Raw genomic sequence first — 11809 nt, forward strand, 5'->3', positions numbered from 1 at the left:
ATGGCGAATGACGAGACGAAGCTCCTCGGCTACCTCAAGCGCGTGACGGCCGACCTGCGCGAGGCCCAGCGCCGGCTCAAGGACGTCGAGTACGCCCAGCACGAGCCCGTCGCGATCATCGGCATCGGCTGCCGGTTCCCCGGCGGGGTGAGCTCCCCCGACGACCTGTGGGACCTGGTCGCGGCCGGCCGCGAGGGCATCGGGGGCCTGCCCACCGACCGCGGCTGGGATCTCGAAGCGCTCTACGATCCCGACCCCGACCACTCGGGCACCAGCTATGTGCGCGGGGGCGGATTTCTCTACGGCGCCGACCAGTTCGACGCCGGATTCTTCGGGATCGGTCCGCGCGAGGCGGTCACGATGGCCCCGCAGCAGCGGCTGGCGCTCGAGGTGGCCTGGGAGGCGATCGAGCACGCCCGCATCGATCCACACACCTTGCACGGCAGCGCCACCGGCACCTACCTCGGCTGCGACGGCCTCGACTACTTCCTCAACTCCCTCCAGGTGCCCGAGGGCTCGGCGGCCCATCTGACGACCGGCAACTCGCCGAGCGTGGTGGCCGGGCGGGTCGCGTACACCCTCGGCCTGGAAGGCGCCGCGGTCACGCTGGACACCGCGTGCTCCTCGTCCCTGGTCGCGATCCACCTGGCGTGCCAGGCGCTCCGGCAGGGGGAGGTGACGCTGGCGCTGGCCGGCGGGGTGTGCGTGATGTCCTCACCGGCACCGCTGGTCGGCTTCAGCGAGATGCGCGCCGTGGCGCCGGACGGGCGCTCGAAGCCCTTCTCCGCGGACGCCGACGGCATGACCCTCGCGGAGGGGGCCGGGGTCGTCCTGCTGGAGCGCCTGTCGGACGCCCGCCGCAACGGGCACCGGGTGCTGGCGGTCGTCCGCGGCACCGCCGTCAACGAGGACGGCGCCAGCAACGGTCTGACGGCGCCGAACGGCCCGTCGCAGCAGCGCGTCATCCAGCAGGCGCTGGCCAGCGCCCGCCTCGCGGCGGCGGATGTGGACGCGGTCGAGGCGCACGGGACGGGCACCAGCCTCGGCGACCCCATCGAGGCCCAGGCGCTGCTGGCCACCTATGGACACAACCGGCCGGAGGGGCGGCCGCTGCGGCTGGGGTCGATCAAGTCCAACATCGGCCACACCCAGATGGCCGCCGGTGCCGCGGGCGTGATCAAGATGGTCATGGCGCTGCGCCACGAACTGCTGCCGCGCTCCCTGCACATCGGTGCGCCCAACCCTCACGTGGACTGGGGCAACGGCGCGCTGAGCCTCCTCCGGGAGGCCGTCGCGTGGCCGCGCGACGCGCGGCCCCGGAGGGCCGGCGTGTCCTCCTTCGGATTCTCGGGGACCAACGCGCACCTGATCCTGGAGGAGGCGCCCGAACCTCCCCCCGCCGAGCCCGGCGAGCCAGGCGAGCCCGCCGAACGGCCCGAGGGCCGGGTCACGCCGTGGGTGGTGTCCGCACGCGGCGCGAAGGCGCTGCGCGGCCAGGCCCGGCGGCTGCTCGACGCGACGGCCGTCGTCGGCGGCGAGCCGGAGGCGGTCGGCTGGTCGCTGGCCACCACGCGCGCGACGCTCGCCGACCGGGCGGTGATCACGGGCCGGGACGCCGACACCCTGCGGGCGGGCCTGGCCGCGCTGGCGGCCGGGGAGGACCATCCGGCCCTGATACGGACCACCGCCGCGGCGCCCGCCCCCGGGTGGCAGGTGTTCCTCTTCTCCGGGCAGGGAAGCCAGCGGCCGGGCATGGGCGCCGGACTGTACGAGCGTTTCCCGGTGTTCGCCGCCGCCTTCGACGAGGCGTGCGCGCTGCTCGATCCGCACCTGGATCACCCGCTGCGCGACATCGTCCTCGCCACCGCCACCGACGAGGAAACCGCCGGCCTCCTCCACCACACCACCTATACGCAGACCGGGTTGTTCGCGGTGCAGGTGGCGCTGGCACGGCTGCTGCACGACTGCGGTGTGCGGCCCGACGCCGTGATCGGACACTCCATCGGCGAGATCGCCGCCGCACACGTGGCCGGAGTGTTCTCCCTGGAGGACGCCTGCCGCCTGGTCGCCGCCCGCGCCACCGCGCTCGGCGCCCTGCCGCCCGGCGGCGCGATGACCGCCCTGGAAGCCACCGCCGAGGAGGCCGCCGAAGCCCTCGCCGGCTACGACGGCCAGGTCGGCATCGCCGCCCTCAACGCCCCCACCAGCACGGTCATCTCGGGGCCCGCACAGCTGGTGGCCGAGGTCGGCGCGGCCTGGAAGAATCGCGGCCGGAAGGCCAAGGCGCTCACCGTCAGCCACGCCTTCCACTCCTCCCTCATGGAGCCGGCCCTCGACGGCTTCCGCGACGCCATCGCCGACCTGGCCTTCCACCCACCGCTCATCCCCCTGATCAGCAATCTGACCGGGCAGCCGGCCGGCGAGGACATCGCCACCCCCGACTACTGGGTGCGCCACATCCGCCAACCCGTCCACTTCCACCCCGCCGTCGCCCACACCGCCCCGCGGACCGCCGTCTACCTCGAAATCGGCCCCGACCCTGTCCTCATCCCTCCCGCCCAGGACACCCTCGACGCCCTGCGGGACGCCCCCTTGGCCACCGCACCGCCGCTGATCCCGACGCTCACCCGCACCCAGCCCGACACCCAGGCCCTATCCCAAGCCCTGGCCCGGCTCCACACCCACACCCCCGTCGACTGGAGCCCCTGGTTCACCCACCCGGCCCCGCCGCCCACCGTCGACCTGCCCACCTACTCCTTCCAGCGCGACCGCTACTGGCTGGCCCCGGCCCGCCCGACGGGTGGCGACGGCGCGCAGGACCCGGCCGAGGCCGAGCTGTGGGAAGCCATCGAGGACCACGACGTCGAGACCCTCGCGCAGGTGCTGGAGCCCGAAGGCGATGCCGAGGACATCGAGGCGCTGCGGCCGGCCCTGCCCGTGCTGTCCGCCTGGCGCCGCCGCCACCGCGAGCGCGCCACCCTGGCGTCGTGGCTCCACCGGATCCGGTGGACGCGGCTGCCCGAGCCCGACGCGCCGGCGCTGAGCGGCACCTGGCTGCTGCTCGTCCCCGCCGGCCACGAGAACCACCCGGCCGTACGGACGGCGCTCCAGGCCCTGACCGAACACGGCGCCGACGCCACCACCTGCCCCGTCGACACCGCCAACAGCCGTCAGGCGCTCGCCGAACGCCTCACCGCCCTGCGCTCCGAAGTCACGCCGTCGACCGCCCCCGCGGGCGTACTCAGTCTGCTGGCCCTCGACGAAGCCCCCCACCCCGGTCATCCGGCCGTGCCCGCCGGGCTCGCCGCCACCCTCACCGCCCTCCAGGCGCTCGGCGACGCGGACATCACCGCGCCGCTGTGGTGCCTCACCCAGGGGGCGGTGTCCACCGGGCAGGACGACCCACTGCCCCATCCCCTCCAGGCGCAGAGCTGGGGCCTGGGCCGGGTCGCCGCGCTCGAACACTCCCAGCGCTGGGGTGGCCTGGTGGACCTGCCGGTCGACCCCGACCAGCGGACCCCGGCCCGGCTGGCGGCCGTGCTGGCCGGCGCGCCGACGGGCGCCCAGCCCCCCGAGGACCAGGCGGCGATCCGCACCACCGGGGTGCTGGCGCGCCGCCTCGTCCACAGCACCACCGGGCACGCCGGGCCCGGCCGGGACTGGCGGCCCCGGGGCACCGTACTGATCACCGGCGGCACCGGTGGCATCGGCGCACTGCTGGCCCGCTGGGCGACCGGACACGGGGCCGCCCACCTGGTCCTCATCAGCCGCCGCGGCCCCGACGCGCCCGGCGCCGGGGAACTCGCCGCCGAACTCGGCGGCCTGGGCGCCACGGTGACTCTGGCCGCATGCGACGCGGCCGACCGCGAAGCCCTGCGCGCCGTCCTGGACGCGATCCCCGCCGAGCACCCGCTGTCCACCGTCATCCACGCCGCGGGCGTCAGCGAGCACGACGCCGTCGCCGACGCGGACACCGGACACCTGAACCGGCTGCTCGAACCGAAGGCGCTCGCGGCCCGGCACCTCCACGAACTGACCCAAGGCCTGGACCTCTCCGCGTTCATCCTGTTCTCCTCGGTCTCCGCGGCCTGGGGCAGCGGGGGGCAGAGCGGCTACGCCGCCGCCAACGCCTACCTGGACGCGCTCGCCGACCACCGCCGCGGACTCGGCCTGCCCGCCACCTCGGTGGCCTGGGGGCTCTGGGGCGAGGTGGGCATGGCCACCGCGTCCGACGACGTCGACTACTTCCGCCGTCGCGGCCTCCATCCCCTCGACCCCCGGCTGGCCGTCGCCGCCCTGGAGCAGGTGGCCGGAGGCAGGGAGACCAGTGCCGTGGTCGCCGCCGTCGACTGGCGGCGCTTCCTGGAGAGTTTCACCGCGCTGCGCCCCAGCCCGCTGCTGGGCGATCTCCCCGAGGCCGCCGAGGCGCGCACGGAGGAACCGCGGCCGGCGGCCGAGGAGACGGACCAGCTCAAGCGGAAGCTCGCCGGCAGCGCGCCGGCCGAGCAGCACCACATCCTGGTGCGGCATGTACAGGCCCATGCCGCCGGTGTCCTCGGCCACGCCGCCGCGGACGACGTCCCGCCCGCCAAGCCCTTCCAGGAGCTGGGCTTTGATTCGCTCAACGCCGTCCAGCTGCGCGACCGGCTCAACGCCAGCACCGCGCTGCACCTGCCCACGACCGTGCTGTTCGACTACCCGTCGGCCGACGAACTCGCCCGCCATCTGCACGGCCTGCTCGTCACCGACGGGGCCTCGGGCGAACAGCGGGTCATGTCGGAACTCGACGGCTGGGACGTCGCCCACGCACCGGATGCCGTGGACGAGGCCGCCCGCTCCCGGGTCGCCGCACGGCTGCGGCTGCTGGCCGACAAGTGGGCCGACCCGGGCCGCGCCGCCGGGTCCCACGACGACCTGGAGACGGCGACGGCGGAAGAGATCTTCGACCTGATCACCCAGGAGTTCGGGAAGTCCTGAGCGGGGCGCGGAAGAAGGGAGGGGTTCGTCAGCGGACTGACGAACCCCTCCCGAGGCTTTGGGCCCAGGGCCTCAGCGGGAGCCGTACTCGGCCGCCAGCTTCTCCAGCTCGGGGACCACGTCATTGGGGGACGGCTGAGCCGCCATCTCCTGACGGAGCCGCTCGGCCCCGGACCGGAACGACGGGTCCTCCAGCAGCCGGACCAGGTCCTCCCGGATCCTCGGCCCGGTCATGTCCTGGGGCGGAATCCACAGCCCGGCCCGGGCCTCCTCAAGGCGCTGGCCTCGTATCTGGGCGTCCTGAGCGGTGAGGCTGACCATGAGCTGCGGGACTCCGTGCGCCAGTGCGCCGCAGAACGCCGGGACCCCACCGTGGTGCATCACAGCGGAACATGAGGAGATCACGGCGTGCAGGGGCACGAAATTGACGATTCTCGTGTTCTCGGGTATCCGCTTGAGTTTCCGCTGAATACTTTCGGAAAGCGTGAGCATCAGCTCGATGTCCAGGTCGGCCACCGAGTCCAGCATCTCCTGGATCTGGCCGACGGGAACGGGCTGGCTCCCGGCCACGCTCCACATGCTCACCCCGAAGGTGGCAAGGACGCGCGGCGCCGGCGGCTTCTCGTGAATCCAGTTCGGTATGACGGAGGGGCCGTTGTGCGGGACGTAGCGAACGGAGACGTTTCGCACATCGCTTTCCGACCTTATCGAGTCCGGCATCTGATCGATCGTGAACTGGCCGGTCAGCAGCTCTTCCGAGGCGTCAAAGCCGTATTTCGACGCCCACTTGCTCATCCATTCCTCCACCGGGTCCTCGCGGTCCCCCGGCGGCTGCTGTGCCCGCACGGTCAGAAAGCGCTGACGCAACGGCGTTCCCACGTCGATGGCGAGGTGCATCCGCGCATGGGGCACTCCCGCCGCGGCGGCGGCGACCGCGCCGGCGTAGCTCATCGATTCCCAGACCACCAGATCGGGCTTCCACCAGCGGCAGTACGCCACCAGGTCATCGACCATCGAGTCGTTCGCAGCCTCCATGATCATGGCGAAGACGGTGTGGAACGCCTTCAGGTTCTCCCAGGTGAGCTGCTCCTCGCGGGCGTAGTCGACCTTGGGCAGCACCATGCCGCTCCGGGCTGCCCGCTGGATAATCAAGTCCCCTTTTTCCTGGAGGGACGGACCCGATCCCGCGGCGACCGCCGTCAGCCCTGTTCCGGTGATGACGTCGGTGAATTCGGGACTGCTGGCGACATGGACGTCATGCCCGGCGGTGCGCAGCGCCCAGGCCATGGGCACGGTGAGATAGAGGTGGGTTTTCCAGGGGAATGTGACGAACAGGACGCGCATGGCTACCGTGTCTCCTCACCAGTCGCCGTGGGCAACCGATCTCGCTCGCCTGATCCCAATATGCTATCGCCGCCCCTTAGGCGGATCTTACGGTCCGGTGTTAGCCGAACTTTAGGCAGGTGGGTGAGGATATGACGGAACCACAATGAGGTGGTGATATGTCGGCGTCGTCAGGATTCCATGATGAAGGGTATTGTTCTCGCGGGAGGAAACGGGACACGGCTGCACCCTCTTACATTGGTGGGGTCGAAGCAGCTGGTTCCCGTTTACGACAAGCCCATGATCTACTATCCGCTGTCCGTTCTCATGTTCGCGGACATCCGGGAGATCCTCGTCATCACCCGCCCCACCGAAATGCCGCTGTTCCAGGAACTCCTCGGAGACGGTGAGCATCTGGGACTGAGCATCAGCTATGCCTCCCAGGAGAAACCGCGGGGGATCGCCGACGCCTTCCGGGTCGGCGCGGACCACATTCGCGGTGAGGACTGCGCGCTGATTCTGGGCGACAACCTCTTCCACGGCGCGAAACTGCCCACGCTGCTCCGCCGCAGCGCGGAGCGGCTGCGCGGGTGTGTGATGTTCGGGCACGAGGTCGCCGACCCCCGCCACTTCGGCGTCGCCGAGGTCGACGACCGGGGCCGGCTGGTGTCCATCGAGGAGAAGCCGGAGCGGCCCCGGTCGAACCTGGCCATCCCCGGCCTGTACTTCTTCGACGGCGGCGTCGTCGACGTCGCCAAGCGACTGGTGCCCTCGGCCCGGGGCGAGCTGGAGATCACGGACGTCCTGCGCGCCTACCTGGAGGACGGCCTGGCCGACCTGGTGTGGCTCGGCAGGGGCGTCACCTGGCTGGACACCGGCTCGCACGAGACCCTCCTGGACGCCGGGCGCTTCGTACGCGACCTTCAGCACCGTCAGGGCACACGGCTCGGCTGCGTCGAGGAGATCGCCATGTACATGGGATTCATCGGAGCCGACGAGTGCCACGCGCTCGGCTCCAGGATGAGCACATCGCCCTACGGCCAGTACGTCATGGACCGTGCGCTCGCCTACCGGCAGGGGCTGCCGCCCGCGCGTTTCCTGGAGGAGCTGTGAACCTCCTCGTCACCGGGGCCGCGGGGTTCATCGGCTCCACCTATGTGCGCGGTCTCCTCGCCCGGCGCGGCGCGGAGCCGATACCCGACGTGTCCAGCGTCACCGTGCTGGACAAGCTCACCTACGCCGGGACGCTGAGCAACCTCGAACTCGCCGATCCCCGGCTGACGTTCGTCCACGGCGACATCTGCGACGCCGATCTGGTCGACACGCTGATGGCACGGGCCGGCCAGGTGGTCCACTTCGCCGCCGAGTCGCATGTGGACCGCTCCATCGACGGCGCCGACCCGTTCGTACGCACCAACGTCGAGGGCACCCACACGCTGCTTCAGGCCGCCCTGCGCCACCGGGTGGAGCGCTTCGTCCATGTGTCCACCGACGAGGTCTACGGCTCGGTCGAGACCGGCACCAGCCCCGAGACCGCGCTCCTGGACCCCAACTCGCCCTACGCCGCGTCCAAGGCCGCCTCCGACCTGATCGCCCTCGCCTACCACCGCACCCACGGCCTTGATGTGCGCATCACCCGGTGCAGCAACAACTACGGCCCCCATCAGTTCCCCGAGAAGATCATCCCGCTGTTCATCACCCATCTGCTCGACGGCGAGGACGTGCCGCTGTACGGCGACGGGCTGAACGTGCGCGACTGGCTGCATGTGGAAGACCACTGCGGCGGGGTGGAACTGGTGCGTACGAACGGGCGGCCCGGCGAGATCTACAACATCGGCGGTGGCACCGCGCTGACCAACCGGGAGCTGACCGGCCGCCTGCTGGACGCCTGCGGCGCCGACTGGAGCCGCGTACGCCATGTCGCGGACCGCAAGGGGCACGACCGGCGCTACGCGGTCGACGACGACAAGGCCAGGAACGAGCTCGGCTACCGCCCCCGCCACGACTTCGTGGCCGGGCTGGCCGAGACGGTCGCCTGGTACCGGCACCACCGCACGTGGTGGGAGCCGCTCAAGCGCTCCGCCCAGCCCGCACACCGCTGACCTCGACCGACACACCGATGACCGCGCGGACCCCGCGCGGTCATCGGTGTGCGGTGGCGACGCTCAGCGGTGGTCTCCGACGAACTCGGCGACGGAGGACACGACATAGTCGATCATCTCGTCGGTCAGCCCCGGATAGACCCCGACCCAGAACGTGTGGTCGGTGATGATGTCGCTGTTGGCCAGCTCGCCGCACACCCGGTGCGGCGCCTCGGCGTGCGCGGGATGGCGCGTCAGATTCCCCGCGAACAGCCGGCGGGTGCCGATCTTGCGGGACTCCAGGAAGTCGACGAGCCGGGCGCGGCTGAACGGGGCCCGCGGGTCGACAGTCAGGACGAACCCGAACCAGCTCGGATCGCTGCGCGGCGTCGCCTCCGGCAGGATCAGCCACGGCAGCCCGTCAAGACCCTCGCGCAGCCGCCGCCAGTTGCGCCGCCGGGCCGAGCAGAACGCGTCGAGCTTGTCGAGCTGGGTCAGCCCCAGCGCCGCCTGGAGATCGGTCGACTTCAGATTGTAGCCGATGTGGGAGAAGATGTACTTGTGGTCGTAGCCGGCCGGCAGCGTGCCCATCTGGTAGCCGAACCGCTTGCGGCAGGTGTCGCTCTCGCCCGGCTCGCACCAGCAGTCCCGGCCCCAGTCCCGGAGCGACTCCACGATCCGCGCCAGCACCAGGTTCGAGGTCAGCACGCAACCGCCCTCGCCCGTGGTCAGATGGTGCGCGGGATAGAAGCTGACGGTCGTCAGATCGCCGAACGTCCCCGCCGGTCGCCCGTCGTAGGTGGACCCCACGGCGTCGCAGGTGTCCTCGATCAGGACCAGATCGTGGTCCTGCGCGAGCCGCGCCATCTCGGTGGCCTCGAAGGGGTTGCCCAGCGTGTGCGCCATCATGATCGCCCGGGTGCGCGGGCCGATCGCCTCCGCCACCCGCTCGGCCGTGGCGTTGTACGTCCCCAGCTCGACGTCCACATAGACCGGGACCATGCCGTTCTGGAGGATCGGGTTGACGGTGGTCGGGAAGGACGCCGCCACCGTGATGACCTCGTCGCCCGGGCGCAGCCGGCGGTCGCCCAGCAGATGGGAGGTCAGCGCCGAGAGCGCCAGGAGATTCGCGGACGACCCGGAGTTCGTCAGATGCGCCTTGCGCCGCTTCATCCGGCGCGCGAAGGCCGACTCGAACTTCCGTGAGGCCTTCCCCGCGGCGATCCGCATCTCCAGCGCGGCCTCCACCAGCGCGACCCGGTCGTCCTCGTCCAGCACCGCGCCCGAGGGCCAGATCTCGGTGACCCCGGGGATGAAGCCCCGCCCCTCCTGGCTGTCCTGGTGATACTTGCGCACCTCATCGAGGATGCGCGCGACCCGTTCGCTCATCTGCTGTCCTTCCCATGGCTGTTCGGGGGTCCGCAGGCCGTCGCCGCCCGCACCGTCGCGGGCGGCGGCACGCCGGCGGCCACGAGCAGATCGCGCACCGACTCCCGCAGGGCTCGCCGCGGCGACCAGCCCAGCAGGCGGCGCGCCCGGCCGATGTCCAGTCGTTGCCAGGCCGCGTCCGAACGCGTCCGGTGCAGGGCCGGGTCCTCGACGACGCGCACCGGCAGCCCGCTGAGGGAGATCATCAGGTCGACCAGCGCACGCACCGGCACCGCCCGGCCGCTGCCGATGTTCACGACACGGCCGGCCACCGCGTGGGACGGTGCCAGGGCCGCCGCGACCACCGCGTCGGCCACGTCCCGGACGTCCACCAGGTCGCGGTGGTCGTGCAGGGGCGCGAGCCGCAACTCGTCGCGCCCGGCAGCCAGGTGCGCGGCCACCACCCCGGCGAGGCTGTTGCCCGGGGCGCCCGGGCCGCAGGCCACGCCGACCCGCAGCACGACCCCGTCCACCCCCAGCTCGTGGGCGGCCCGCAGCACGGCCTGCGACCCGCGCAGCTTGGTGCGGCCGTACACGGTGGTCGGGGCGGTCGGCCAGTCCTCGCCGATCGACGTGCCCGGGTCCGCCGGGCCGTATTCGTAGGCGCTGCCCAGATGGATCAGGCGCGGCCGGTCGGGCAGCCCGGCGACGGCCCCGGCCAGCCGGCCGACCAGCTCGGTGTTGGCCTCGGCCATCCGCCGTTCGCCACCGCCCCACACCGCGCCCGAGGCGTTCACCAGGACCCGCGCCCGGGTGTCGGCGCAGAGCCTGGCCAGCTCGGCGGGCTCGGCCTCGGTCAGGTCGAGACGCACCGAGCGGCAGCCGTCGCCGTCCACGCCGCCGCCGTTCACGCCGTCGCCGTCCACGCCGCTGCGGGAGACCCGCACCACCCGCGCGCCCGCGGCGCCGAACGCCGAGCAGATGTGCCGTCCCAGATACCCGGAGCCGCCCAGGACCAGGACCGGCGTCGTCATGCCGCTTTTCTGCTGCTTGTTTTCCTGCTGCTTGTCTTCCTGAAGATTGCCTGCCGGAAGTAGCTCCAGGGAACGCCCCGCGCGTCGGCGGTACACGCCCATCCCGCACCGGGCCGGTAGGCCTCGATGAAGGCGGGCACGGCCGCGTCCACGGCCTCGCTGTCGTGGATGTCGAGCACCTGCCGCAGCGGCCCGGTCTCCATGGCCAGCCGCACGGCCTCCTCGCCCTTCTGATGGCCGTCCATTGCCTTGTCCCGGAACTTCCCGACCGGGTTCTTGACGAAGAACGCCTCGCACCTGTCGTCGATCAGACGCAGATAGGCCTGGACGGTGTCGGGGGTCATCTCCGTGAAGGAGTGCACATTGACGCACAGCTCGAAGCGGTCCGACCCCAGAGCGGCGTCGATGTCCTCGTCCTCGACCTGGATGAACTTCATCTTGGCGAACTGCTTGTCGTCCAGGACCTCGCGAAGATACGCCCTGCTCAGGGAGAGGGTGTTCTTCAGATCGACGATGGTGTAGGAGTCGAGGTCGTAGTTGGACAGCATCGCGTGGCAGGTACGGCCGTATCCCGCGCCGATCTCCAGCACGCGGGCGCCGTCCAGGGCCAGTTCCCTCTCGATGAATCCGAGTTCGAGCGCAGCCTGGAGATAGTCCAGACAGATGCTCCTGCCCTCGTAGCGAACCGTGACCGGATCTCCCACGTCACGGTTGTGGACATTCTCGATTTTCGACCATTCGTCGTCACTCAGCCGCGTGGCCAGCTCATAGACGAGGGCCCTCAGATACCTGACCCCGTTGGCCGTCGGGTCCCAAAGAGCGATATTGAAATTCCGTCGGTCCGACTTGAATCCGGTCAAGTCGGCGGCCGCGTCCTCAGTGACCCAGAGCTCGTTGATGCGCTCCCACTGTCGGCTGGCCTGAAAACCCTTCGCCATCCCGCCCTCCTACTCCATCGGCGATGGTCACATCACGCGGTACGAAGTCTGTCTCCCGTGTCTAATGGCGGGCTAACACTTCCGGGTG

The 11809-nt window shown here is 71.2% G+C and carries 7 protein-coding genes; 3 read left to right on the plus strand and 4 right to left on the minus strand.

The features are described 5' to 3' along the window. Positions 1-4977, plus strand: a complete 4977-nt coding sequence (locus ABTY62_RS38880; RefSeq protein ID WP_352134085.1) for a type I polyketide synthase — start codon at positions 1-3, stop codon at positions 4975-4977. 72 nt (positions 4978-5049) lie between these two features. Here ABTY62_RS38880 and ABTY62_RS38885 read toward each other — a convergent pair whose 3' ends face one another. Then, positions 5050-6321 carry an activator-dependent family glycosyltransferase gene (locus tag ABTY62_RS38885; RefSeq protein WP_352134086.1) on the minus strand — a complete coding sequence of 424 codons (1272 nt, stop codon included), beginning with the start codon at positions 6319-6321 and terminating at the stop codon, positions 5050-5052. Between the two features lie 183 nt (positions 6322-6504). On the opposite strand from ABTY62_RS38885, the gene rfbA reads away from it, so the two are divergent. Then, a complete protein-coding gene (gene rfbA / locus ABTY62_RS38890) occupies positions 6505-7413 on the plus strand; it encodes a glucose-1-phosphate thymidylyltransferase RfbA (RefSeq protein WP_352134087.1) in 909 nt (302 codons plus the stop codon). After that, positions 7410-8402, plus strand: coding sequence for a dTDP-glucose 4,6-dehydratase (gene rfbB, locus ABTY62_RS38895; protein ID WP_352134088.1), 993 nt, complete (start codon positions 7410-7412; stop codon positions 8400-8402). Before rfbA ends, rfbB begins: the two co-directional genes overlap by 4 nt. 63 nt (positions 8403-8465) lie before the next feature. On the opposite strand, the gene rfbH is transcribed toward rfbB, so the two are convergent. The 3 genes from rfbH to ABTY62_RS38910 are packed head-to-tail and all read right to left on the minus strand — an operon-like array spanning position 8466 to position 11721. Next, the gene (rfbH, locus tag ABTY62_RS38900) at positions 8466-9770 is read right to left on the minus strand and encodes a lipopolysaccharide biosynthesis protein RfbH (RefSeq protein WP_352134089.1); all 1305 of its coding nucleotides are present in this window, start codon (positions 9768-9770) and stop codon (positions 8466-8468) included. Next, positions 9767-10783 (minus strand): NAD-dependent epimerase/dehydratase family protein, encoded by a 1017-nt coding sequence (locus ABTY62_RS38905; protein ID WP_352134090.1) that lies wholly within the window; start codon positions 10781-10783, stop codon positions 9767-9769. The genes rfbH and ABTY62_RS38905 overlap by 4 nt, the downstream gene beginning before the upstream one ends. Beyond that, on the minus strand, positions 10780-11721 hold the full coding sequence (locus tag ABTY62_RS38910) for a putative sugar O-methyltransferase (RefSeq protein ID WP_352134091.1): 942 nt from the start codon (positions 11719-11721) through the stop codon (positions 10780-10782). The genes ABTY62_RS38905 and ABTY62_RS38910 overlap by 4 nt, the downstream gene beginning before the upstream one ends. Positions 11722-11809: the final 88 nt, after the last annotated feature.

The organism is Streptomyces sp. NPDC097640 (assembly GCF_040302705.1).
Lineage (GTDB): Bacteria > Actinomycetota > Actinomycetes > Streptomycetales > Streptomycetaceae > Streptomyces.

What these genes read in the sequence shown, in the direction of transcription:
- ABTY62_RS38880 (WP_352134085.1), top strand. Translation starts at nt 1, where the DNA reads ATGGCGAATGACGAGACGAAGCTCCTCGGCTACCTCAAGCGCGTGACG.
- ABTY62_RS38885 (WP_352134086.1), bottom strand. Translation starts at nt 6,321, where the DNA reads ATGCGCGTCCTGTTCGTCACATTCCCCTGGAAAACCCACCTCTATCTC.
- rfbA (WP_352134087.1), top strand. Translation starts at nt 6,505, where the DNA reads ATGAAGGGTATTGTTCTCGCGGGAGGAAACGGGACACGGCTGCACCCT.
- rfbH (WP_352134089.1), bottom strand. Translation starts at nt 9,770, where the DNA reads ATGAGCGAACGGGTCGCGCGCATCCTCGATGAGGTGCGCAAGTATCAC.
- ABTY62_RS38905 (WP_352134090.1), bottom strand. Translation starts at nt 10,783, where the DNA reads ATGACGACGCCGGTCCTGGTCCTGGGCGGCTCCGGGTATCTGGGACGG.
- ABTY62_RS38910 (WP_352134091.1), bottom strand. Translation starts at nt 11,721, where the DNA reads ATGGCGAAGGGTTTTCAGGCCAGCCGACAGTGGGAGCGCATCAACGAG.